21 protein-coding genes are annotated in these 22,802 nt (G+C 55.6%); 3 read left to right on the top strand and 18 right to left on the bottom strand.

Annotation, left to right across the window (positions count from 1 at the left end):
• Nucleotides 1–92: 92 nt before the first annotated feature.
• Together CGL_RS00900 and CGL_RS00895 are read right to left on the bottom strand one after the other, a co-directional pair.
• Nucleotides 93–1,106, bottom strand: coding sequence for a sugar phosphate isomerase/epimerase family protein (locus tag CGL_RS00900; RefSeq protein WP_011013444.1), 1,014 nt, complete (start codon nt 1,104–1,106; stop codon nt 93–95).
• A 22-nt stretch (nt 1,107–1,128) separates the two neighbouring features.
• Nucleotides 1,129–2,364: a Gfo/Idh/MocA family protein gene (locus CGL_RS00895; protein WP_011013443.1), complete on the bottom strand. Its 1,236-nt coding sequence runs from the start codon at nt 2,362–2,364 to the stop codon at nt 1,129–1,131.
• A gap of 139 nt (nt 2,365–2,503) precedes the next feature.
• Between CGL_RS00895 and CGL_RS00890 the strand changes: the two genes are divergently transcribed.
• Nucleotides 2,504–3,499 (top strand): LacI family DNA-binding transcriptional regulator, encoded by a 996-nt coding sequence (locus CGL_RS00890; RefSeq protein WP_011013442.1) that lies wholly within the window; start codon nt 2,504–2,506, stop codon nt 3,497–3,499.
• A 33-nt stretch (nt 3,500–3,532) separates the two neighbouring features.
• On the opposite strand, the gene CGL_RS00885 is transcribed toward CGL_RS00890, so the two are convergent.
• The 12 genes from CGL_RS00885 to iolC all read right to left on the bottom strand — a co-directional run bounded on the left by CGL_RS00885 (nt 3,533) and on the right by iolC (nt 16,145).
• On the bottom strand, nt 3,533–3,880 hold the full coding sequence (locus CGL_RS00885; RefSeq protein WP_011265482.1) for a hypothetical protein: 348 nt from the start codon (nt 3,878–3,880) through the stop codon (nt 3,533–3,535).
• Nucleotides 3,881–3,882: 2 nt separating this feature from the next.
• Complete coding sequence (locus tag CGL_RS00880; protein ID WP_011013440.1) at nt 3,883–4,341, bottom strand: prevent-host-death protein; 459 nt, start codon at nt 4,339–4,341, stop codon at nt 3,883–3,885.
• Nucleotides 4,342–4,468: 127 nt separating this feature from the next.
• Nucleotides 4,469–5,494: a Gfo/Idh/MocA family oxidoreductase gene (locus tag CGL_RS00875; RefSeq protein WP_011013439.1), complete on the bottom strand. Its 1,026-nt coding sequence runs from the start codon at nt 5,492–5,494 to the stop codon at nt 4,469–4,471.
• A 27-nt stretch (nt 5,495–5,521) separates the two neighbouring features.
• Nucleotides 5,522–6,883: an MFS transporter gene (locus CGL_RS00870; protein WP_041625642.1), complete on the bottom strand. Its 1,362-nt coding sequence runs from the start codon at nt 6,881–6,883 to the stop codon at nt 5,522–5,524.
• A gap of 93 nt (nt 6,884–6,976) precedes the next feature.
• Nucleotides 6,977–7,849, bottom strand: a complete 873-nt coding sequence (locus CGL_RS00865) for a sugar phosphate isomerase/epimerase family protein (RefSeq protein WP_011013437.1) — start codon at nt 7,847–7,849, stop codon at nt 6,977–6,979.
• Nucleotides 7,850–7,861: 12 nt separating this feature from the next.
• The gene (locus CGL_RS00860; RefSeq protein ID WP_011013436.1) at nt 7,862–8,875 is read right to left on the bottom strand and encodes a Gfo/Idh/MocA family protein; all 1,014 of its coding nucleotides are present in this window, start codon (nt 8,873–8,875) and stop codon (nt 7,862–7,864) included.
• 32 nt (nt 8,876–8,907) lie between these two features.
• Nucleotides 8,908–9,864 carry a sugar phosphate isomerase/epimerase family protein gene (locus tag CGL_RS00855; protein ID WP_011013435.1) on the bottom strand — a complete coding sequence of 319 codons (957 nt, stop codon included), beginning with the start codon at nt 9,862–9,864 and terminating at the stop codon, nt 8,908–8,910.
• Nucleotides 9,865–9,904: 40 nt separating this feature from the next.
• Nucleotides 9,905–11,818 carry a 3D-(3,5/4)-trihydroxycyclohexane-1,2-dione acylhydrolase (decyclizing) gene (gene iolD / locus CGL_RS00850; protein WP_011013434.1) on the bottom strand — a complete coding sequence of 638 codons (1,914 nt, stop codon included), beginning with the start codon at nt 11,816–11,818 and terminating at the stop codon, nt 9,905–9,907.
• Nucleotides 11,819–11,824: 6 nt separating this feature from the next.
• On the bottom strand, nt 11,825–12,715 hold the full coding sequence (gene iolB / locus CGL_RS00845) for a 5-deoxy-glucuronate isomerase (RefSeq protein ID WP_003862468.1): 891 nt from the start codon (nt 12,713–12,715) through the stop codon (nt 11,825–11,827).
• A 20-nt stretch (nt 12,716–12,735) separates the two neighbouring features.
• Nucleotides 12,736–14,250 (bottom strand): CoA-acylating methylmalonate-semialdehyde dehydrogenase, encoded by a 1,515-nt coding sequence (locus tag CGL_RS00840; RefSeq protein ID WP_011013433.1) that lies wholly within the window; start codon nt 14,248–14,250, stop codon nt 12,736–12,738.
• A gap of 13 nt (nt 14,251–14,263) precedes the next feature.
• A complete protein-coding gene (locus CGL_RS00835) occupies nt 14,264–15,139 on the bottom strand; it encodes a class I fructose-bisphosphate aldolase (RefSeq protein WP_003857137.1) in 876 nt (291 codons plus the stop codon).
• Nucleotides 15,140–15,188: 49 nt separating this feature from the next.
• Nucleotides 15,189–16,145, bottom strand: coding sequence for a 5-dehydro-2-deoxygluconokinase (gene iolC / locus CGL_RS00830; RefSeq protein ID WP_003857138.1), 957 nt, complete (start codon nt 16,143–16,145; stop codon nt 15,189–15,191).
• Between the two features lie 442 nt (nt 16,146–16,587).
• Between iolC and iolR the strand changes: the two genes are divergently transcribed.
• The gene (iolR, locus tag CGL_RS00825; RefSeq protein ID WP_003857140.1) at nt 16,588–17,349 is read left to right on the top strand and encodes a GntR family transcriptional regulator IolR; all 762 of its coding nucleotides are present in this window, start codon (nt 16,588–16,590) and stop codon (nt 17,347–17,349) included.
• A 411-nt stretch (nt 17,350–17,760) separates the two neighbouring features.
• Here iolR and CGL_RS00820 read toward each other — a convergent pair whose 3' ends face one another.
• Nucleotides 17,761–18,726 carry a PrsW family intramembrane metalloprotease gene (locus tag CGL_RS00820; RefSeq protein WP_011013432.1) on the bottom strand — a complete coding sequence of 322 codons (966 nt, stop codon included), beginning with the start codon at nt 18,724–18,726 and terminating at the stop codon, nt 17,761–17,763.
• Nucleotides 18,723–19,466 carry a hypothetical protein gene (locus tag CGL_RS00815; RefSeq protein ID WP_011013431.1) on the bottom strand — a complete coding sequence of 248 codons (744 nt, stop codon included), beginning with the start codon at nt 19,464–19,466 and terminating at the stop codon, nt 18,723–18,725. The genes CGL_RS00820 and CGL_RS00815 overlap by 4 nt, the downstream gene beginning before the upstream one ends.
• A 102-nt stretch (nt 19,467–19,568) precedes the next feature.
• Here CGL_RS00815 and CGL_RS00810 point away from each other — a divergent pair, with 102 nt between their 5' ends.
• Nucleotides 19,569–21,497 (top strand): M13 family metallopeptidase, encoded by a 1,929-nt coding sequence (locus CGL_RS00810; RefSeq protein ID WP_011013430.1) that lies wholly within the window; start codon nt 19,569–19,571, stop codon nt 21,495–21,497.
• A 79-nt stretch (nt 21,498–21,576) separates the two neighbouring features.
• Here CGL_RS00810 and CGL_RS00805 read toward each other — a convergent pair whose 3' ends face one another.
• Nucleotides 21,577–22,200 (bottom strand): CG0192 family protein, encoded by a 624-nt coding sequence (locus CGL_RS00805; protein WP_003863725.1) that lies wholly within the window; start codon nt 22,198–22,200, stop codon nt 21,577–21,579.
• Between the two features lie 112 nt (nt 22,201–22,312).
• Nucleotides 22,313–22,744, bottom strand: coding sequence for a RidA family protein (locus CGL_RS00800; protein ID WP_011265478.1), 432 nt, complete (start codon nt 22,742–22,744; stop codon nt 22,313–22,315).
• Nucleotides 22,745–22,802 lie beyond the last annotated feature (58 nt).

Genomic DNA, 22,802 nt, shown 5'->3' with positions numbered 1-22,802 from the left:
CGATCGTATATGCAGAAGGAGGGGTGCGTCGATAAGCATCTTTTTAAAAGCGCAACCTGCCCCGCAAGCGTTGCGGGGCAGGCGTAGTTTTTTTAAGAAACCAGGGACTCTTCGAGTGCCTTGTTGGCCTCGATCAGCACCTTAGCGGCTTCGTTGACGCCTTCTTCGCGACCGAGTGAAACATCCTCGTGTTCGATGTTGACCAGCATGTTTGGATCGACGCGGTGAAGTGCGCGGAGGAATTCGGTCCAGTAAGCAACGTCATGACCGCGGCCCAGAGCAACGAAATCCCAAGCAGAGTTCTTTGGCCATTCATTCGCCCACTCGTCGCCGCCCAAGTTGGTGCGGTTTTCGGATGGGTCAAGGCGTCGGAAGCTGTTGTCCAGCACACCGTTGAGCTGAGCCCATTCCTTATTAACTCGCACGTCTTTGGCGGCGGCGTGGAAGATGAGCTCGCCGAGGTGATCAATCACAGCGATTGGGTCCATCTGCTGCCAGAACAGGTGTGATGCATCCAGTTCGACGCCCACGTGGGTGGCGCCGGTGAGATCGATGAGCTTATGCACGTCAGCGGAGTTGAACACGATGTTCTGTGGGTGCAGCTCAAGAGCCACTTTCACGCCGTGATCTGCGGCGAAGCGGTCGGTCTCGCGCCAGAATTCAGCTGCGATATCCCATTGGTAATCAAGGACATCCAAGGCTGCGGAGTTCCACGCGTTGACAACCCAGTTGGTGTACTTCGCGCCTGGTTCGCCACCAGGAAGACCAGACATGGTGACCACACGGTTTTGGCCGAGGCGCTCTGCGAGGCGGATGGAACGTCGAATGTCTTCGGCATGCTTGTCCCCGATCGCCTTGTTGGGGTGAAGCGGGTTGCCGTTGCAGTTAAGGCCGTAGATGTCGACGCCGGTGCCTTCGAAAATCCCGAGGAATTCATCGCGGGCATCATCGCTGACCAGGATGTCATCGATGGTCGGGATGTGGGTTGCAGGCAAAAATCCGCCGGTGTTGAGTTCAATTCCGGTGAGACCTGCAGCTTTGATGGCTGCGAGCGCTTCTGGCAGGGTGCGGTCGTGGAAGATCGCGTTGTAGAGACCGAGTTTCATGGTGATGCTTTCTGAATAGTTTCTAGTTGTTTGCAGGGATCAGAGCAGCCGCTGGGACCGCAACGGTTTCGCCACCTGCTGCAGCTGACTGTGATACAGCATCAATGAGCTGCATATTGTGTAGCCCTTCTTCCAAAGTTGCGCAGCGTGGCAGGCTTTCAGCTTCGGAGATTCCTGCGATTTCTTCGAGGAATGCGCGCGCCTGGAAAACGAAGCCTTCGTTTTGGCCAATTCCCACGCCTGGTGCATCCATTGCAAGGCCGCCGCGCCAGTATGGGTGCTTTGGTCCGATGGTGATGGTGCGGTAGCCGGCTTCTTGGCTGATGTCACCGGAGGTTGCTGGGGTGAAGATTTTGAATTCGCCTGAGTTGCGGAAATCAAAGAGCACGGAGCCCTTTTCACAGAACACTTCAAAACCTAGGGTGTTTGGGTGTCCCTGGGAAATGCGGCTGACCTGGAGGGTTGCGGTTCCGCCACCGATGAAGGATCCGGAGAATGATGCAATGTCATCATTTTCCACTGCTTCGTATTCATCGGAAACTGCGCCGCCTTCGTGGCCGACAATCGCGCCGAGTGGCTTGGGGCGCTCGGTGATCACGGTGGACAACTGGCCACCACGGACGGCGGCGAAGTCAGATCCTGCAACGAATTCTGCCAGGTAGGTGAGGTGGCTTCCCACATCTGCCAGTGCGCCGGAGCCGTTTGGCCCCTTGTAACGCCAGCTGATTGGTGCCTGTGCATTGGATCCGTAGTCGGTCCAGTAGTGGCCGGTGACGTGTAGAACCTTGCCAAGCTCGCCGGACTGCACGAGATCACGGATGTGTGCCACGCCTGGGGAACGGCGGTAGGTCAGTCCGATGCGGGCGATGGTGCCATTTGTTGCTGCACGGCCGGCTGCCTCAATCATGGCTTCTGCATCTTCGATGGTGTCTGACAGTGGCTTCTCGCACAGCACATGCTTGCCGGATGCCAGAAGTGCTTCCACGATTTCGCGGTGCAGGAAGTTAGCCACCACGACGCTGACAACATCGATGTCATCGGCCTCAACGATCGCCTGCCAAGAGGTATCAAAGCGCTCAAAGCCAAAGCGTGCTGCGGTTTCTTCAGCTAGCTGCACGTTGGCATCCGCGATGGAAACCAAACGGATGTTGGGCAGAGTGGTGGAGTAGATGCTGGATGCGGTGCGGTAGCCCGCTGCGTGTGCTTTGCCTGCCATGCCTGCACCAATGACAGCTACGCGAAGTTCTTGCTGAGTCACTATGACCTCCTCGAAAAAGATGATGTGTTGTTAGACCATGTGGATCCGGTATTGTGATCCACTACGCAATTGGAGCGCTCCAACACAAGCTATATTTGTTTAAATGTCCTGTCAATAGTTCAAGAGAAAATCACAGAAGATGAGCACATCCCGCCCCACAATTTATGACGTCGCCAAAGCCGCAGGCGTCTCCAAATCCTTGGTTTCTCTCGTGCTTCGCGGCTCCCCCAACGTGAGCAAAGAATCCGAAGCCGCGGTCAAGACCGCGATAAAAAAGCTCAACTACCAGCCAAATCGCGCCGCATCAGACCTTGCGGCCAAGCGCACGCAGCTCATTGCAGTGCTTATCGACGACTACTCCAACCCGTGGTTCATCGACCTGATTCAAAGCCTCAGCGATGTGCTCACCCCCAAGGGGTACCGACTGTCCGTCATTGACTCATTAACCTCTCAAGCCGGCACCGATCCCATTACCAGTGCACTATCAATGCGCCCCGATGGAATCATCATCGCCCAAGACATCCCCGATTTCACTGTCCCCGATTCCCTACCCCCATTTGTCATCGCAGGCACCAGAATCACCCAAGCCAGCACCCATGATTCAGTGGCCAACGATGACTTCCGGGGCGCAGAAATAGCCACAAAACACCTCATCGATCTTGGACACACCCACATCGCCCACCTACGCGTGGGAAGCGGCGCTGGCTTACGACGCTTCGAAAGCTTTGAGGCAACCATGCGTGCACATGGCCTGGAGCCGCTTTCCAACGATTACCTCGGCCCCGCCGTTGAGCACGCCGGGTACACCGAAACCCTCGCACTACTCAAAGAGCACCCGGAGGTCACCGCCATTTTCTCCTCAAACGACATCACCGCCATCGGAGCACTCGGTGCCGCCCGTGAACTAGGTTTACGCGTACCTGAAGATCTATCAATAATCGGATATGACAACACTCCCCTCGCCCAAACCCGACTGATCAACCTCACCACCATCGACGACAACAGCATCGGCGTCGGCTACAACGCCGCTCTCTTGTTGCTGAGCATGCTTGATCCCGAGGCACCCCACCCGGAGATCATGCATACGTTGCAGCCCTCGCTGATTGAACGGGGCACGTGCGCGCCACGTGGATAGCTACCCCAAATACTTGGACTTCCTAATGAGGGATTACTTCGTCTCATTAGGATGATGGGTATGGACCTGCTCGAGGAACACAGTGTTCTTCTCAACATAAAACCAGATTCGAGCAGACCCTTTCGCAGTAGATTTATGTTGCCACCGATCATGCGCCTTCCCATTATGGTGAACGATACCCAATTCACCTTTAAGTCGGTAGTTCGTCGGCGTGGTCAACAGCGGCGTCACGGTCAAAAAATCCCACGTCTCTGCCATGGGGTTACGGATGCTTGCCACTAAATCTCGCCACCCTTTTGCTGCGTGAGTGGTAGCAAAGCGGCTTTCGAATTCGTTTTTCTTGCGCGGGCGAGGAACTAACTCGCTTTTCTTTCCAGCCACGCTTAGGGACGCTCCACCAGATGCGGATCGTCGTACCACTGCAGATCAGTGTTACTCAATCCAGCAGCAACAGCTGCTGCTGTTTCTTTCCATGAGGTCAGTTCAGTAAGAGCGAGGTGAGGTTGTTCGGTTGCAAACGATGCTCGTGCAGCGTCAAGAATCTCACGGGCACACGCCTCACGATCCGCCACTGACAGGGCCAGCATCCACGGGAATACTTTCGCCATACGTTCGGCTAACGTGCCCTGATGATCAGTGGCCACAGTAATTAACTGTGCAGCCAACTCCAGCAGGCGGGCTCGCCCGTCAGCTTCGCGCTGCGACATCAATACCAACGCTTCACCATCACGACGTGTCACAGTAATGGGATGTTCTTCAGCTTCGGCAAAGACTTCAGCAGAGCGTTTGCTCAACTCCGAGGAACGCCGGGTCCCATAGCGCAGATCAACTATCTTACTCATACCCCCACCCTATTCGGAACGTATTCGGAATTCTAGGTTTTACAAACGGACTCTAGGAGCGCCGGCGGGATGCGGCATCCCTAGAGACAGACGTCTAATTACCGCTAGCAGCCAGCAGCACTTCTCCTTAGCTCAACTCAATGGTGCGTTTTTCCGCAGCGCTCTGGGCTACAGCATCCAACACCTTGAGCACTGCAACACCTTCACGTGCAGGCACCGGCCCTGCGCCACCGTTTTCCACAGCCAAGGCAAAGGCATCGTAGAAGCGGGTGTAATCGCCTTGTGCTGAAGGAATCACCTTTGAGCCTTCATCGGTAACCAAGGTGCCCCACCGCTCCTCCGATTCGTAGCCCCAGTGTTCGCGGTCATTGGTTGGTCGAAGTCCCTGTTTGATCGCCACGGTCTGCACGTCGGTGTAGTTGGATACGTAGGAGCCGCGCTCGCCCACCAAGCGGATTTCCCAGGACTCCAAGCGGTCAATCTTGCTGGCAGAAATGTGCGATACGGCGCCCGATTCATGTTCCAACACGATGCGGAACCTTGCGTTGGTTGGGCCTTCTGGAAGGTCGATGGATCCAAGTTGGGCGGTGACAGAGGTAGCCGGCCCCATGAGAACCAGGGTCTGATCGACTACGTGTGAGCCCAGATCGCGCAGCAAACCACCTTCAGGACCTGCCTCCAAGGAATCAGGTTCGATCAGGTCTAGTCGCAGGTCCAGTCCACGCATCGCACCAAGTTCTTCTTGGATTCCCAGTGCCGTGACAATGTGGGTGTCGTTGCGCCTGTTGTGGAAGACGTTGAGCAGCACTCCAGCCTTTTCGGCGGCTTCGACAAGTTCCATGGCATCTGCGGCTGATGGTGCAAACGGTTTATCGGCAACCACTGCGACACCTGCGTTGATTGCTTCCAAGGCCAGTTCCCGGCGCGTGGCTGGAGGGGTGGAGATCACCACTGCATCGACGCCCAGTTCGAGGAGTTCTGTCAGCGATCCCACGATGGCAACATCTGGAAGATCTTCTGCAACGGCTGCTTTGGTGCCTTCGGAACGAGCAACTACGCCTACTAATTCGCAGTGCGTAGAAGCTTGGATGTAAGGGGTGTGAAAGAGCCTGCCGCCGACACCGTAGCCAACGAGTCCGATTCGAATAGTCATGTTTTTATACCTTTCAGAAGTGGGTTTCTAAGAGGAGGAAAAGGCTCGGGCACCGCCGTCGCGAGGCAAAGATAGTGCGCCGATTAGAGGAATGAGGAACAACGCTGCTGCCAGTGGGAATGCCCAGTTGGCGGTGGGTGCAAGGGACATGGCGATGACTGCTACCGCAATACCCAAAGACATGCCTAGTTGGTGCAGGGTTGCTGATAACACGTTGGCGTTGCTGGTTTGTTCTGGTGAGATATCGACAAACTGCAAGGTGTTGTAGGCGCTGAAACCGAGGGACCTTAATGCGCCCGAAACAAAGAGCAGCAGCACGATGAGAACCAGTGGGGTATCTGCACGAACGAACAAAAAAGTTGCCAATACCAAGGCGCCAGCAGCGTTAGAAAAGACCAGTACTGGTTTGAAATTCCAGCGTTTAATGATCGGCGTGGTGAAAGGTTTGATTGCCACGTTGCCTGCGAATAGTGCGACCACCATGGCACCCGCTAATGTTGCAGACCACCCAAACGCCACTTGGAAGAGCAAAGTGAACATGAATGGTGCTGCGGTGATTACCAAGCGGTAGATACTTCCGGAGGAATTACCCACTCGGAAACCTGGGATGCGCATGATGCTGAGATCAAAAAGTCGGCCTGGAACTCGCAGCCAGCGCACTACAAAACCGCATACCACCGCAGCACTTAAGACGAGGCATGCAGCGATAGTAAGTTCAGCCGAACTTCCCCTGGAAATTAACTCCGCAGCCACGGTCAGCGCCACCATCACCAGCATTGCGCCGAGGAAACCTGGAAGATCAAATCGTTTCACATTCACGGCAGTGTTCTTGGGCAGGATGAATAGTCCAGCAATGATCGCGATGATTCCTAAGGGCACGTTGAGGAGGAAGATCCATCGCCAACCAATGGTATCGGCAAGAAGACCTCCCAGAAGTGGGGCGATCACTGGGGCAACCAGAGCTGGCCAGGTTAAAAACGCGATGGCATCAAGGAGATCTTTGGGATCCGTTCCCCGGATTACTGCTAATCGCCCGACTGGGACGAGTAGTGCACCACCAAGACCTTGGATAACGCGAGCACCGGTAAGCACAGTCAGCCCCGGCGCCACTGCACAAACCAAGGAGGCTGCAGTAAACACCGCTAAAGCCAGCAACAGGACTTTGCGCACACCAAATCGATCCGCTAGCCACCCTGCAGCCGGAATGCCAGCTGCTGCGGCTGCCAAGTAAGCAACCAGTGCAATGCTGACATCCACGGCGTCAATACCGAAGTCACGAGCAATAGCTGGCACTGCGGTTGTCAGGATGGTGCCGTCGAGGATTTCTAGAAACAGTGCTCCCGCGGCAAGTAGCGCAATGGGAACGCTAAAGGACCGATCATTGCGCATGGCGTCGATGTCCAATCAGATGAAAGGGTGAAAGACGGTCTCTCCTCCTTAGATCTAAAGAAAAGAAACCGTCTTGGTAGTTTCGAGATAACTCTATGCGTTTTCGATGAGTGAGCGGATTTTCTCCAGCTGGTAGCGGGATACTTCATCTGCTGCTTCATCTTCTGCAAACACGTTGGAGACCAACAGTGCATCTTCACGGTCAAGGTAACCGGTAGAGCGCAGCAGTGAGAAGATCTCTTCAAAGTTCACATCGCCATCACCGATTTTTAGGTGCTGGTGCACGCGCACTGCGTTGCCTGGAGGGTTAGTGATGTAGCGCAGGCCGTGGGATTTGTGGTGGTCGAAGGTATCTGACAGGTACACAGCCCCAAGGCGATCGCCTACTGCTGGCAGGATTGCCTCAGCCTGATCACCCATGTGGAATGAGTGAGGTGCCACGTAAACAAAGCCCACCTGCTTGGAGTTCAGACCGCGGATGACTCGCCATGCTTCAATACCGTTTTCCACGAAATCATCAGGGTGTGGGTCGATGTTGAACTTGATGCCCTCTTTTTCCAGGATTGGCAGGAGTTCTTCCATGGAGCGGTAGAAGGCATCTTCGGAATCCTCGGAGCGTTCTGGGCGTCCAGAAAACTCCGTGTTGAGGGTGTCTACTTCCAGATCAACGGCCAACTGGATGATGCGCTTGATGTTGCGTACTGCTGCAACACGCTGGGTTTCCTCCGGCCAGGAAATACGCTGCACTGGCAACAGTGCAGGAATGGTGACTCCGGCATCCTTGGCACGCTTTTTCAGGGCTGCCACGAGATCATCGTCTGCCTTGGGGTGGCGGAAGAAAGGACCGAAATCTACATGAGGGGTCAGCTGCATGTATTCATACCCCAAACGTGCGGTGACGTCGGGGAAATCCAACAGATCGTAATCATGGTGGAAGGGGGTGGGATCAAGAGCAATACGAACCACGTTCAAAACTCCTTAAGCGTAGAAATCTGGGCGAGGTGCCGCATCAACTGGGATGACGCCGCCGTCGAGTGCCTTGACACCAGCTTCGCATGACAGTGCAACCAGGTAACCATCCCATGCGTTAGGGCCTGCGACCAGGGTGCCTTCGTGGACTGCGTCGACCCAGCTCTGGATCTGGCGGTCGTAGGCGGTAGCGAAACGGGTGGTGAAATCGGTGTGTTCGTTGATCAGGAATTCACCGTCGCGCCAGCGCTGCATTCCGGATGGCTGGCCGATGCGGGCAAGTCCCTTTTCAAAGACCGCTTCGGTTGCTACCTGGTATCCGAATTGAATGTTTACGTTCATCTCTACGTCGACAAGCACGCCGTTTTCGAGCTCCATGATCACCAGGATTGGTTCCTTGAGGCCGGAGTGCGCCAGTGAGGAGGTCTTTGGGTACTTCACTTCAACGGAGACAACTCGGGAGCCTGCGAGCCATGGGATGACATCGAATTCGTGGACGACGGAGTCGGTGATCAGCATGGACTGGGTGTAGCTCTCACCAACACTTGGGTTGCGGTGCAGGCCGCGGAGCATGAGCAGTTCGCCAGCTTCGCCGGATTCCACCAATTTGCGCAAGTTGTTGTACTCAGGGTCGAAGCGGCGCATGAAACCAACCTGGATGTGTGGCTTGTCCAGCTTCTGCTCCAGCTCGACGATGCGCAGTGAGGATTCAGAATCTGGGGTCAGTGGCTTTTCACACAGGATGGGAAGGCCTGCTTCTAGTGCTGGGACAAGTACTGGCTCATGGAACTGACCTGGTACGGCGATCAGCACTGCGTCGACAGCATCGGCTGCGATAGCATCTTCAATGCGAGTGAAGGCCTGTGCACCCGGCGCGTCTTCTGCAGCTGCAGCGGCACGTGCTGCGTCGGGCTCAATAATGGCAGAGATGTGTGCACCAGAGGTGCGGTTGTTGATGCGATCGATGTGGTCAGCACCCATGGCTCCTGCACCGACAACTCCAACGCGAAGGCTCTTGCTCATAATTTTTGTACTCCTTGAGATGATTTAAGTGGTTAGTTGACGCGTGCGAAGTGGGTGCAGCCGAAGATGTGCTTGCGGGTGCGCTCAGCGATTGGGAATGGGTAATCGATGTCGCAGCCGTACATGTCTTGTTCCACGATGGCGAAGATCTCGGAGTCGATCTTGGAGACAGCTTCGATGATTGGGGCCAAGTCTGGGATGCCGTGTGGTGGTTCGATCATGATGCCTTGGGCTACGGCTTCGGCAAATGGGGTGTCGTTCTTTAGTACGTCGAAAAGCAAAGTCGGATCGACCTGCTTGAGGTGCAGGTAACCGATGCGCTCTGGGTGCTGCTCAATGAGCTTGACGTTGTCGCCGCCGTAGTAGGCGAAGTGGCCGGTGTCGAGGCAGAGGTTGGTGTAGCGCGCATCGGTTTCTTCCAGGAAACGCAGTACTTCGCGGGTGGTGCCGATGTGGCTGTCAGCGTGGGAGTGGAACTGCTGCTTCATGCCGAACTCTTCCAGCAGCGCCTTGCCCAGGCGGTCGTGACCGGCGGCAAGCTTTGCCCACTTCTCATCATCAAGGGTGCGAGCTTCCAGTACTTCGCTGGTTGCGTCGGAGCGCCACAGGTCAGGGATAACAACGAGGTGCTCAGCACCCAGCTTGGAAGCAAGACCAGCAACGTCGAGAGCCTGATCCCAGGCGCGCTTCCACTGCTCTTCACCCTTGTGGAATCCGGTGAACACGGTGCCAGCGGACAGCTTCAGGCCGCGCTTGCCCAGTTCATCTTCAAGCTGGTTGGCATCGGTTGGCAGGTAGCCGTATGGGCCAAGCTCGATCCAGGTGTAGCCAGCTTTGACGACCTCGTCGAGGAAACGCTCCCAAGGGATCTGCTTTGGATCCTCTGGGAACCACACGCCCCACGAGTCAGGTGCGGTGCCGATGCGCAGGCCTGGGTTTTCGCCAGCCACAGATGAAGCTTTGGTGGATGCAGGTACAGAAGTGGTCATGGTGTTTCTCCTTAAATACGTTTTGGTTTAGCCAACTGGTTTAGCCGAGCAGCGGACGCTGGAGGGCTTGGTTTTTCAGGTAATCTTCACGAGCCGCGTTGGTGCTATCCAGAGTGGACGTCTCCGACACCGGCACGTCCCACCAACCAGCACCGTCTGGTGCGTAGATCAACGGATCGCTGTTGATGTGGATGAAGGTGGATTTCTCCGAAGCCTTCGCGGTTGCCATCGCTGCTTTGAGATCCTCGATCGCATTCGCGCTTGGTTCCACTTCAATGACATCCATGCCGTAGCTGCGTGCATTCATCGCCAGGTCAACAGGCAGAATCTGCTCGCCCTGGAAGTTTTTCGCCTCAGCGTCATATTCGCGGTACCAAGTACCAAAACGCTGCGAACCGACAGTTTCAGACAGGTGGCCGATGGAGGCATAACCGTGGTTTTGGATGAGCACCACAATCACCTTGATACCTTCTGCCACGGCCGTGACCAGCTCAGTGTTGAGCATGAGGTAGGACCCATCACCAACCATGATCACCACGTCGCGGTCATCGCCTGCGGCATCAAGTCCACGCTTCGCGCCGATACCGCCCGCGATTTCATAGCCCATGCACGAGAACGCATATTCCACGTGGTAGCCCAGCGCATCGCGCACACGCCACAGCTTGTGCAGGTCACCAGGCAAGGATCCAGCGGCCTGCACAATGACGTCTTTTTCGCTTGTCGACGCCTGCACCGCGCCGATGATCTCCGGCTGTCCAGGCAGCGCAAGACCGGAGGGGGCAAAAGACTTATCTACTTCTGCGTCCCACGCAGCCTTTTCCTTCGCGATGCGCTGCGCGTAATCCTCTGCCACGGTGAATCCCTGCAGGGCTTCAGCAAGCTCCACAATTGCCTCGCGTGCATCTGCAATCACAGGCAACTGAGTGCCATGCTTGTAAGCATCGAAGGAAGCAACATTGATGTTGATGAAGGTGACATCAGGGTTTTGGAACGCAGTGCGAGATGCGGTGGTGAAATCGCTGTAACGAGTACCGATACCGATGATCACATCAGCATCACCCGCAATGCGGTTGGCAGCCAACGTTCCGGTGGCACCCACACCACCTAAGTTTTGTGCATGATCCCACGCCAACACGCCACCACCAGCTTGGGAGGTACCCACTGGAATGCCAGTCTGCTCCACAAGTGCCTGCAGCTGCGTTTCCGCATCGGAGTACAACACTCCGCCACCAGCAATGATCATCGGATTCTTAGCGTTTTTGATGACTTCAATCGCACGAGCCAACGCAGCACGCTCTGGACGTGGGCGCCTAATGTGCCACTCACGATCCTGCAAGAACTCCACCGGCACATCGAGCATTTCAGCCTGCACATCTTCTGGAAGCGCAATGGTGACCGCACCGGTTTCTGCGGGATCAGTCAACACACGCATCGCAGCCAACGCAATAGAGAACAACTGCTCCGGGCGCTGCACCCGATCAAAGAACTTAGACACAGGGCGGAAAGCATCATTAACCGTCAGCCCGATATCCCATGGCTGCTCCAACTGCTGCAACACTGGATCCGCCACGCGGGTGGCAAAAGTATCACTAGGCAGCAGCAACGCTGGCAAACGGTTGGTGGTAGCAAGAGCCGCACCGGTTAACAGGTTGGTCGCGCCGGGTCCAACAGATGCGGCAGATGCGTATGTGCCACGACGGCGGTGCATGCGTGCATATCCAACAGACTGGTGCACCATCGCCTGCTCATTACGAGCCTGGTAGTACGGCATGAGCTCAGGTTGTTCAACGTTGTACTGCTTGAGTGCCTGGCCAATGCCAGCAACGTTTCCGTGTCCGAAAATTCCGAACATGCCTGGAATGGTGCGCTCGCGGATATCGCCGTCGACAGTCCACTGGTGACCAAGGAATTCAACCAGTGCCTGGCTAACTGTCATTCTCTTCGTTTCAGCCATGAAATTTTATCCCTCCTTGTTTGCGTTCTCATATGGCAAGCGATCATCAAATGCTTGCCCGGTCCATGTATCTCGAACCCAGGCGTGCGCTGGGTCATCGTTAATCAGCCAGATTCTCTCCGGATCAGGTCCTGCCATGACGTTGAGGTAGTACAAGTCATAGCCAGGTGCTGCCACGGCAGGGCCGTGGTATCCGAAAGGAACTAGCGCGATATCGCCGCTGTACACCATGGCGTTGATATCGATCTCCCCCGCTGGTGAGGAGTAGGTGGAAAACATTCCGAAAGCTCCTTCTGCTGCTTCGGCCCTGCCACCAACTCGCGATGGGGCGCTTTCGAAGTAGTAGATTTCCTCCAGCTTGGACTCGTGTCCTGGGATGTGCTCATCATGCTTGTGTGGAGGGTAAGAGCTCCAGTTTTCACCTGGGGTGATTACTTCACACACGATTAGTCGAGCAGCATCGAGAGCTTCCGGGGTGCCAAAGTTGTGGACTTGTCGGCTCGAGCGGCCAGCTCCACGCAACTCCACAGGAGTTTCTGCTGGAGCGATGTACTTCCACTCCTTGGGTTCCTGAGTGGGAGCTTCCGCCACGGCGACTCGTCCCTGACCACTGAGCGTTGCTGTTTGTCCAGTGGGGAGGTAGAGCACATCGGTTGGTCCATCAAAGACTGACTTTCTTCCGTGAAGATGGGTCACCTGACCATGGTGGGCAACATCGAAGCTGCCCTGAAGTGGAATGAAGATGCGTTCCACACCAGTGTCATTCAGTTCAAGCGATTCACCACTGCCCAGTTCGGCAATGCGGATGCCGGTATATTCCCAACCTGGGGTGGTGGCATCGACAACGCTTTGCCAACCATCTCGGGCCAGTTCGCCCTTCTTATGGAACCAACGCATAGTCCTGTGCTCTCCTTCAATTAATCGTTCTGTGGGAAACCGAGGTTAATGCCACCGTGGGTTGCTGGGTCGAGCCAACGGCTGGTGATCGCCTTTTCCCTGGTGAAGAAATCAAAACCTTGAGTGCCATATGCCTTGGCGTCACCGAAGAGGGAGTTCTTCCAACCACCGAAGGAGTGGTACGCAACAGGCACTGGGATTGGTACGTTGATGCCGATCATGCCCACTTCGATCTCATGCTGGAAGCGGCGTGCCGCTCCACCATCGTTGGTGAAGATTGCGGTTCCGTTGCCGAATTCACCGGAGTTGATCAGCTCAATTGCCTCGTCGAAGGATGCGACACGAACGACAGAGAGGACCGGGCCGAAGATTTCTTCGGTGTAGGCGCGGGACGTGAGTGGGATGTCGTCGATAAGCGTAGGGCCGAAGAAGAAGCCCTCCTCGTGCCCGTCTACGGCGCAGTTACGCCCGTCCACGATGATCTTGGCGCCGTCGGCCTCAGCGATGTCGACATAAGAAGCGACCTTGTCGCGGTGGACGTCGGTGATTAGTGGGCCCAGGTGCGGCTCGCCCTGCTCGTCGCCGGCACCGTTGCCGATGCGCAGGGTGTCGATGCGCTCCTTGATCTTCTCAATGAGCTCGTCGGCAACAGATTCAATAGCCAAGACCACAGAAACAGCCATGCAACGCTCACCGGCAGCGCCGTAACCTGCGTTGATTGCCTGATCGGCAACCAGATCCAGATCAGCATCTGGCAGCACCAGCATGTGGTTCTTCGCGCCGCCCAACGCCTGGACGCGCTTGCCGTTCTTCGCGGAAGTCTCGTAGATGTACTTTGCGATTGGGGTGGAACCCACGAAGGAAATCGCAGAGACATCAGGGCTGTTCAGCAAACCATCAACAGCCAGCTTGTCGCCCTGGAGCACGTTGAATACGCCGTCTGGAAGACCAGCTTCCTTCCAGATCTGAGCCATCCACAGCGCTGCCGAAGGATCCTTCTCTGAAGGCTTCAAAATAACTGCGTTGCCTGCAGCGATTGCGATTGGGAAAAACCACATCGGCACCATCGCAGGGAAGTTGAACGGGCTGATGATACCGACAACACCCAGTGGCTGCTTCAAGGAATACACATCAATGCCGGTGGAGACGTTCTCGTTGAACGCACCTTTAAGCAGGTGTGGGAAACCGGTAGCAAGCTCCACGACTTCCTGGCCGCGCAGGATTTCACCCATGGCATCGGACAAGACCTTGCCGTGCTCTGCAGTGATGATCTCCGCCAGCTCACCCTTGCGAGCATTCAGCAGCTCACGGAAGTTGAAAAGCACAGCTTGGCGCTTAGCGATAGACAGGTTGCCCCACGTCTTAGCAGCCTTGGTGGCAGAAGCGATGGTGGCATCGATCTCTTCCTGGCTAGCCAGCGCAACATTGGCGGTGACCTGGCCAGTTGCAGGATTGTAGACAGGAGCGGTCTTGCCGGAAGTGGATGGGGAAATCGCGCCGTCAATCCAGTGCGAGATGGTTTGTGGTTCAGACATGTGTGTAAATTCCTTAAATGCTCTGCGAAGTGAATTGTTGAATATCTGTGTGAACAAGTCGCGCTGCGGTATCAACAGCGGCGGCGACATCGCCGTCTTGCGGATACAGCAGAGTGCGTCCCACGGTCAGGCCACGCACACCCGGCAGGGTGAGTGCATGCTCCCAGGATGCGAAGGTGGCATCTGGATCGTTGCCGCCTTCGCCGCCCAACAACAGGGTTGGCATGGTGGTGGATTCCATGACGCGCTCCATCTCCTCCACCACTGGAAGCTTCATCCAGGTATAGGAAGAATCATTGCCCAGACCAGCAGCAATGGCGACAGATTGGATAACTGCATCGGTGGAAAGATCATTGACCACCTTGCCGTTTACCCAGTTACTCATGAACGGCTCGAGCATGATGGGCAGCTGTGCTGCTGCAGCCTCATTGACTGCATGCGCGGTGGCTTCCAAGGTCGGGGCGGTTCCGGCGTCGCTCAAGTTGATGCGCACTAGGGTTTTCGCGAAATCCACGCCACGATCAACCATGGAGGACACGTTGTAGCCGGTGTAGCGATCATCCATTTCAAAGGAAGCGCCACGCAGGCCACCACGGTTCATGGAGCCAACCACGATCTTGTCATCGAGCAGTCCGAGCGCCGCCAGATCATCAATGATGTCTGGAGTTCCCAGCACACCATCCACACCCGGGCGAGACAGTGCGATAGCCATGCGTTCGAGCAGTTCATAGCGGTTAGCCATGGCGGTTTCATTGTCGCCAACAGCAAGTGCGCCGCGCGCTGGGTGGTCGGCAGCCACGATAAACAGCTTGCCGTCCTCACCGAGCAGTTCACGCTTACGGCGCTGCTTGAAACGTTCCGCCACCATCGTGGGTTCAGCCGCACGCATCCGCCTTAGGGCTTCAAAGCTCTCTGGGGAGATAATCGGAGGAGTCATATCAGACTTTCTGGTTGAGGGAGGCTTCCACCTCATCGGTAGTAGGCATTGCGGTGGAGCATTCAAGACGGGACGCCACAAGCGCACCCGCGGTGTTGGCAAAACGGAGAACCTTTTCCAACGGCCATTCAGAGAGCAGACCGTGGCACAGCGCGCCGCCGAATGCATCGCCGGCACCAAGACCGTTGATGACATCGACGAAGAACGGAGGAACTTCTACGGTTTCGTCCTTGGTCATCGCCATGACACCCTTAGGTCCCTGCTTGACGATGGCCAACTCCACACCGCGTTCCAACAGTGCTCGGCCCGCGCGCTCTGGCTCGGTCTCGCCCACTGCGATTTCGCATTCTTCCTTGTTGCCAACCGCCACCGTGGAATGCTGCAACGCCCATTCCGCCTGCTTGGTGGCCTCTTCTGGGGATTCCCAGAACATTGGTCGGTAGTCCAGATCAAAGATGGTGTGGCGACGGTTCGCACGAGTAGTCAAGATCTCGCGGTGTGTGCCGCGGCTTGGCTCTTCACTGAAACCAGTGAGTGTGAACCACAAAATATCGGCTTCGCGCACATCGTCCAGGCTGACGTCTGCGGATTCAATATTGAGATCCGGAGCCTTTGGTTCGCGGTAGAAGTACAGTGGGAAATCATCCGGTGGGAAAATTTCACAGAAGGTCACTGGGGTCTTAAAAGTCTGATCGGTGGCAACGTACTGGTTGTCCACGCCCAAACGCTCCAGCTCAGCAAGCAGGTACTCGCCGAAAGGATCATTTCCCACACGGGACAGCAGTGCGGAATTGTGTCCATGGCGGGCGGCTGCAACAGAAACGTTTGCTGCGCTTCCGCCGAGGTACTTGCCGAAAGATTGAACATCGGCCAGTCCTACTCCACTTTGAAGTGGGTAAATATCTACGCCCAAGCGGCCGATAGCTAGGACTTCGTGAGTGCTCGTCAAGTTAGTCATGTGGCGATGCAACCCTTCACTCATTTTTGATGGAATGTGGCGACCCTCACGATCGCATGTCATGACAATAACACATTGTCCTGACAAAGCAATACATTTCCGAAAATTTTCTAAAACGATTCCCGAAAACGCGCAAAACCCCAGGGCAACGCCCCGGTTTTCATTCAAAGATTTTGCTTGTCGACGAAAACCCCCTCGCTTTGGAAGGTGCGGGGTTAACAAAGTTGCACGTTATGACCTGCAAACTCTGCCCTTTTCACTAAGTTTCGCTACTCATTCCCTAATGCAAGTGATAATGTCAGATCAATAAAAGCCCTGGATGACACAAAAGTCCTGCATGAACACGGATTTACCAAGACCACCACCCGCAACTCAGTTACATTGTTCAAATGTCCTAACACATTTACATGAGCTTGTTGGGTGGGCAACGAAAGGAGACATCATGACCACCGAAGCTCCCATTTGGCCAGCCGAACTCTTCGAAGACCTCGACCGCAACGGACCAATCCCCCTCTACTTCCAAGTAGCCCAACGCCTCGAAGACGGCATCCGCAGCGGAGTCCTCCCACCCGGAGCACGCCTAGAAAACGAGATCTCCGTGGCGAAACACCTCAACGTATCCCGCCCCACCGTCCGACGCGCCATCCAAGAAGTCGTAGACAAAGGCCTCTTAGTTCGCCGCCGCGGTGTTGGCACCCAGGTCGTCCAAAGCCACGTCACCCGCCCAGTCGAACTGACCAGTTTCTTCAACGACCTCAAAAACGCCAACCTGGACCCCAAAACCCGAGTCCTCGAGCACCGCCTCCTTGCAGCAAGTTCCGCCATCGCAGAAAAACTCGGAGTTTCCGCAGGTGACGAAGTCCTCCTCATCCGCCGCCTCCGCTCCACCGGAGACATCCCCGTAGCGATCCTGGAAAACTACCTCCCCCCAGCGTTCAACGACGTCTCCCTCGACGAACTAGAAAAGGGTGGACTCTACGATGCGCTGCGCAGCCGAGGTGTTGTCTTAAAAATCGCCAACCAGAAAATCGGTGCGCGCCGAGCAGTCGGTGAAGAAAGCACCCTCCTCGACATCGAAGACGGCGGACCACTTCTCACCGTCGAACGCGTTGCATTGGATAATTCCGGCCAAGTAATCGAGTTGGGAAGCCACTGCTACCGCCCAGATATGTACAACTTTGAAACCACTCTGGTGGCCAGGTAAGAAATAAACCAAAGAGCCCTTCTGAACTGGAGCTCTTGGTCTGATATGGCATTTTCAAGGCTGGAAAACTGCTCTATCAGACCAAACGGATGCTGAATTTCAGGGTCTTTGGTCTGGATATGCAGCAGCGCTCCAAGGCGTCGAGTTTCTCAAACGAGCATTGGTATCGATGACACCCTGAAAGGCCCTTAGAAGCGATTCTGTGAGGTCGAGTTCCCAGGGTTTGAGTGCAAGTTTTTTACGTGAAGGTGCCCCGACCAGACCATACGGCCAACGGAGTGGGGTTCTTTGGATTTTCGGTCACATGGGCTGGTTTCTAGACTGTAAAACCAAACCAGGTGACCGACCCACTTAAGAAAATGGGATCTTCGGTCACCTGGTTTGGTCCAGCGGATGGAGAGCGAGTGAAAGCTAGTTCTCCGCCTTGGGTTCCTCTATCTGTTGGGGAATGCGCGACTCGGGAACCTCAGCGCCTACTGGAATGGGGGCGTCAAGAAGCGATAAATCTTTGGTGTTTGTGATGATTCCCGGGACGAAAGCGTAGCTGGAGTCGTTGCGGGCTTCGGCCCAATTACTCCAGAGGATGTAGATAGCCAGACCGTACATGACAACGCTGACCACGATGATGGTGACATAGGAACCGATTACGTTTTCCCACATCAGGTTCCATGAAAAATGCAGTGCGAAGGCGATGAGAGTCCAACCGATCGCCACGCCCCAGCGCCAGGCGACTGTTTTTCGTGCGCGGAAGAATGCCAACGCGATGCCGTAACCTGCGAATCCGGTGAGCAACGTATGGATGAGTGGGCCCAACATGGTGCGGTATTGCCACATCATAAGGACGCCGTCGAGGTCAGCGTTGGGGTCCATGATTGCACCGGTGGCGCCATAGAGGAGGTTTTCGTTGACCTCAAAACCTAAGCCCACTAGCGCGCCGGTGATAAATCCATGCCACGGACGGTTGAGTTGGCGGAAGCTCAACAAGATGATGGCAACGCCTAACGCTTTGGCGATTTCTTCTGGATACGCTCCGGTGAAACTCATGGCAACGAAATCCCAGCCGAGTTTGTCCGTGAGATCCATGACCGGACCGGCAAACAACATGACGATGCCGAAACCAACGAACGCGCCCCACAACAATGATGACGCCGCCCACGCGAATCCGCCTCCCTTCTTGCTGCCGGAGCCTTTAAAACGTGGCCACAGCGGGGTGCGACTTAACAGGAAAACAATGACTACCAAGTAGAGCACCGCGAACACTATATTCACGAGGACAGAGATGCCATCCACGAAGATGAACGTGGCCAAGCTCAAAAACAGCGCCGGGGTTGAGAGGAGGATGGCAACCCACAAGGTGATGCTAAACATGCGACTCATAGGGATTCTCCTTCAAGGTTGGGAATGACGGAGCCTGGGCCAAAAAGATCGGGGTACTGATCAAAGAAATCATTGGGCAGCTCGAAGGGACGATCCCCGCCGGGGGTGTCTTGCCATGGCTCCTCTTCCAGCATCAGGGGGAAGTCCTGCTGGTACGGCAACCCGCGGTCAGCGGCCATGCTGGACCAAATGTGGGTGCTGTAATAATCCAACGAGGTGCCGTTGATAATTGCGATCGCTGTGAGGTCTTCATAATCACCCGAACCCTGCACGCTCAGTGCCACGATAGGCAGCGTCCACAAAGATCCTTCTTGCTGACCTGGCACATACAACGCATGCGCACGGCCATCTTCGCTAGATACTGCCTCTAGGCTGTCATCCACACTGGTTATCAGCGATGAACCCACCATGCGACGCAACGTATTGGACGGATCTTTCACGCCCTCGACGATCATGGTCACCACCGTGGTGTCCCCGTTGCAGTCCCAATACTTCTGTGTGATTTCATCAGATGTTTCCTCACACAGCACCGCAGCGGATTCCTCCGTGGTGATTGGCACTGACCAATCCACACCCAGAAGATCGATTTCTAGCTGCTTGTAGTCATTGGCTTTATCCGGAACCACCAGGTTGATCAACGTTGGAAGCAGCAACAAAACAACTGCCACACCCACGATTGACCACCACAGGCCACCTCGGCCTTGAGGTTTCAGCTGGTACTTGCCCTCGATTACGCTCACACTGACAGGCTACCTTCTGGGGTGGACATGATCCCCAACGCTCAACCCACTTGTGGCACCAACCACAAACCCTGTGGCGGTAAATCCCCTAGAGTAGGCCACATGAAGGATCTTTATCGCTTTGTCAATGGCCTGTGGCTTGACACCCACATCATTCCCGACGATCGCGCGGTGGACGGCACGTTCCACAAGCTGCGCGATGATGCTGAAGAAGACGTCCATGAGATCGTCAAGGAAGACACTGGACGCGCAGGCACACTTTATGCCTCATTTATGGATACTGACGCCATCAACGCTGCTGGTGTTGCACCGCTCGATGCGGATCTGAACAGGCTGTCTGTTGCTAACTCATCGTTTTTCGCAGCTGCTCTCGGCGAACTGGACCGTGAAGGCGTTGGCGCGCCAGTAGGTTTCTGGGTGGAGAAGGATTCTTCCTCCAACGAATCCGTCGCCTATGTCATCCAGTCCGGCCTCGGCCTGCCCGATGAGGCTTATTACCGCGAGGAGGCACACGCCGAAACTCTCGCGGCCTACAAAGAGCACGTTGAGCGCATGCTCGGCTACTTGGATAACAGCCGCCTCTTCGGTCTGTCGGCTGCTTCCGCTGCCGCACGAATTGTCGCCCTGGAAACGGAAATCGCTGCTGGCCACTGGGATGTCGTGAAGACCCGCGACGCCGTAGCCACCTACAACCCCACCGAACTCGGCGCGCTGCCACCAAAGGTCCGCACGCTGCTCAGTTCCGCAGGCCTCCCGGACCAGCGCCTGGTATCGATGATGCCGTCATACCTCGACCACCTCAACGGCTTGCTTGTCGACGACCGCCTCCCCGATTGGCAGCTATGGGCAACCTGGCACATCTTGAGGTCTCGAGCAGGACTGTTGACCGAGGAAATTAGCCAAGCAAACTTCGACTTCTATGGCACCAAACTGTCCGGCGCCACCGAGCAAAAAGATCGATGGAAGCGTGCTGTCGGCCTGGCAGAGCGCATGGTGGGCGAGGAAATCGGGCAACGATTCGTCGAAAGGCATTTTCCTGCAAGCTCCAAGGAGCACATGCTTGAGCTCGTCGACTACCTGGTTGCCGCCTACCGTGATCGCATTTCCAACCTCGAATGGATGACGCCCGCCACCCGCGAGCGTGCCCTGGAAAAGTTGGGCAAATTCAACGCGAAAATCGGCTACCCCGACAAGTGGCGCTCCTACGAAGGCCTCGAATTCGGCTCCGACCTGGTGGACAACTCCCGCAAGGGCTCCGCGTTCCTCCATGACTATGAGCTGGGCAAGATCGGCAAACCAGCCGACCGCGACGAATGGGTCACCACCCCACAAACCGTCAACGCCTTCTACAACCCCGTGGTCAACGACATCACCTTCCCCGCAGCCATCCTGCGCGCACCATTCTTCGACCCCGAAGCAGAAGCCGCAGAAAACTTCGGTGCAATCGGTGCTGTGATCGGACACGAAATCGGCCACGGCTTTGACGATCAAGGCAGCCAATACGACGGCGACGGCAACCTCAACTCCTGGTGGACCGACGAAGACCGCTCCGCATTCGAGCAGCTCACCTCACGTCTGGTCACCCAATTCAGCGGACTCGTCCCTGCCGTCCTGACCTCTGAAGGAATCGACACCGACGGCGTCAACGGTGAATTCACTCTCGGCGAAAACATCGGTGACCTCGGCGGATTGGGCATCGCTGTCGTTGCCTACGAAAAGTACCTCGCAGACCGTGGCCAAACCTTTGAAACCTCACCAGTCCAAAAATTCGAAGCAGAAGGCGCCGAGGAAGGCCTGGCCGAGCAAGAATTCAACGGTCTCCAACGCCTCTTCCTGTCCTGGGCTCGCGTGTGGCGCACCAAAATCCGCCCACAGATGGCCGTCCAATACCTGGCCATCGACCCACACTCCCCTGCAGAATTCCGCTGCAATGTCATCGCCGGAAACGTCGCTGAATTCTACGAAGCATTCGACGTCCCCGAAGATGCACCTGTGTACATCAAGCCAGAAGAGCGCCTAGCTATCTGGTAGTTGTTAGTTGGTATTGAAAAGCCCTCGCGCCGATGGATTTCGGGGCGAGGGCTTTTTAGCTTTCAGGAGCTGTCTCGGATTATTCCATCCAGTTGAACTCAGCGACCAGCAGCTCAACATCGTCCTTTTCCGGATGAGTCGCCACAATACGAAGAGTCGTAGCTGTATGGCCCGCCGCTGTCTCCCTGAAATTCTTCAGCAACTGAGGCAACCGCAGCGAGAATTGCTTTCGCTCACCGTTGATGGTTACCGAACCAATCGCACGCTGCCTTGTAACCTCAGTAAGCTTTACATCCTGTAAATCCACCGACTCAGCATCGCCGGAACCTTTAATATCCAGATAGCCCTTCACGCCATCGCTACGAGCTGCACCATCATCGCCCGTCAAAATAGTGCGAATAAACTCCCGCACTGCCACCGGGTCACCCAACGCATTAGTCACCCAACGCTTGCCCAACACACCATGCTCCAATGTGGAAAGTGTCTGCTCTGGGTTAATCTCTGCCGAACGATAACTAAACGGAATCTGGAGTAAACGCCCCTCCCGATCCTTGGAAATCAGCACCTCAACGCCAACTTCCCCATCCACCGTATCTACCAGGCGGTAGCTTCCCTGAAGATCCACATAACCAGTCCAAGCCTGCGCGATTTCTTTCTTCGATGGAACAACTGTCGTGTCGTACATGATGGCGGTGCCACTCATAGAAAACCTTCTCCTCAAACGTATTCAGTTGGCCACCAGCGTACGCACCTTGCTGTAGTTGGGCTTTGCGACAATGCCCCTACCTGGGGTTAATGCAAAAATAATCATGTATCTAGTCTTTTGAAAGGTCCCCCAAATAGGCCACCGCTGAGATCTCGACTAGAAACTGTGGCCGAGCAAGAGCAGCAACTCCAATTACGGTGTGGGTGGGCAATACTTCTCCGGTGAAATAGCGGGAGCGAGCAGCGTTAACAACGGGAGCATCGGTGACATCGGCAAGATAAGTAGTGGTGGAAACAATGTTGTTGATCGTTCCTCCTGCCTCCTCGACTACTGCTTGCAGGTTCTTAAAGACTTGTTCAGCCTGCGCCTCAATGTCCCCTTCGCCGACAATATTCGCGTCAGAATCAAAAGCCACCATTCCTGAAATGTGCAACTGATCCCCTGCGCGAACACCGTAGGAGTACACAGTACGCTCGGCAGGCCCTGGAGGGAGCTGCGCAGGCATTACCGCTGACACTGAATTCGACTGGGTTTCACTCATGGATATTCCTTACTTAATTTATTTCCTGGCGGATTTGCTCGGTTCATTGTGTCTATCA

This window comes from Corynebacterium glutamicum ATCC 13032, assembly GCF_000011325.1.
Lineage (GTDB): Bacteria > Actinomycetota > Actinomycetes > Mycobacteriales > Mycobacteriaceae > Corynebacterium > Corynebacterium glutamicum.
Note: the sequence above shows the minus strand (reverse complement) of the source record. Positions and strands in the feature narration are given on the sequence as shown.

Excerpts from the sequence above, each read along its gene's own strand:
- CGL_RS00860 (WP_011013436.1), bottom strand. The coding sequence starts at position 8,875 with ATGAGCAAGAGCCTTCGCGTTGGAGTTGTCGGTGCAGGAGCCATGGGT.
- iolB (WP_003862468.1), bottom strand. The coding sequence starts at position 12,715 with ATGCGTTGGTTCCATAAGAAGGGCGAACTGGCCCGAGATGGTTGGCAA.
- iolC (WP_003857138.1), bottom strand. The coding sequence starts at position 16,145 with ATGACTAACTTGACGAGCACTCACGAAGTCCTAGCTATCGGCCGCTTG.
- CGL_RS00835 (WP_003857137.1), bottom strand. The coding sequence starts at position 15,139 with ATGCGTGCGGCTGAACCCACGATGGTGGCGGAACGTTTCAAGCAGCGC.
- CGL_RS00875 (WP_011013439.1), bottom strand. The coding sequence starts at position 5,494 with ATGACTATTCGAATCGGACTCGTTGGCTACGGTGTCGGCGGCAGGCTC.
- iolR (WP_003857140.1), top strand. The coding sequence starts at position 16,588 with ATGACCACCGAAGCTCCCATTTGGCCAGCCGAACTCTTCGAAGACCTC.
- CGL_RS00900 (WP_011013444.1), bottom strand. The coding sequence starts at position 1,106 with ATGAAACTCGGTCTCTACAACGCGATCTTCCACGACCGCACCCTGCCA.
- CGL_RS00880 (WP_011013440.1), bottom strand. The coding sequence starts at position 4,341 with ATGAGTAAGATAGTTGATCTGCGCTATGGGACCCGGCGTTCCTCGGAG.
- CGL_RS00800 (WP_011265478.1), bottom strand. The coding sequence starts at position 22,744 with ATGAGTGAAACCCAGTCGAATTCAGTGTCAGCGGTAATGCCTGCGCAG.
- CGL_RS00870 (WP_041625642.1), bottom strand. The coding sequence starts at position 6,883 with ATGCGCAATGATCGGTCCTTTAGCGTTCCCATTGCGCTACTTGCCGCG.
- CGL_RS00820 (WP_011013432.1), bottom strand. The coding sequence starts at position 18,726 with ATGAGTCGCATGTTTAGCATCACCTTGTGGGTTGCCATCCTCCTCTCA.
- CGL_RS00855 (WP_011013435.1), bottom strand. The coding sequence starts at position 9,864 with ATGACCACTTCTGTACCTGCATCCACCAAAGCTTCATCTGTGGCTGGC.
- CGL_RS00810 (WP_011013430.1), top strand. The coding sequence starts at position 19,569 with ATGAAGGATCTTTATCGCTTTGTCAATGGCCTGTGGCTTGACACCCAC.
- CGL_RS00805 (WP_003863725.1), bottom strand. The coding sequence starts at position 22,200 with ATGAGTGGCACCGCCATCATGTACGACACGACAGTTGTTCCATCGAAG.
- iolD (WP_011013434.1), bottom strand. The coding sequence starts at position 11,818 with ATGGCTGAAACGAAGAGAATGACAGTTAGCCAGGCACTGGTTGAATTC.
- CGL_RS00890 (WP_011013442.1), top strand. The coding sequence starts at position 2,504 with ATGAGCACATCCCGCCCCACAATTTATGACGTCGCCAAAGCCGCAGGC.
- CGL_RS00840 (WP_011013433.1), bottom strand. The coding sequence starts at position 14,250 with ATGTCTGAACCACAAACCATCTCGCACTGGATTGACGGCGCGATTTCC.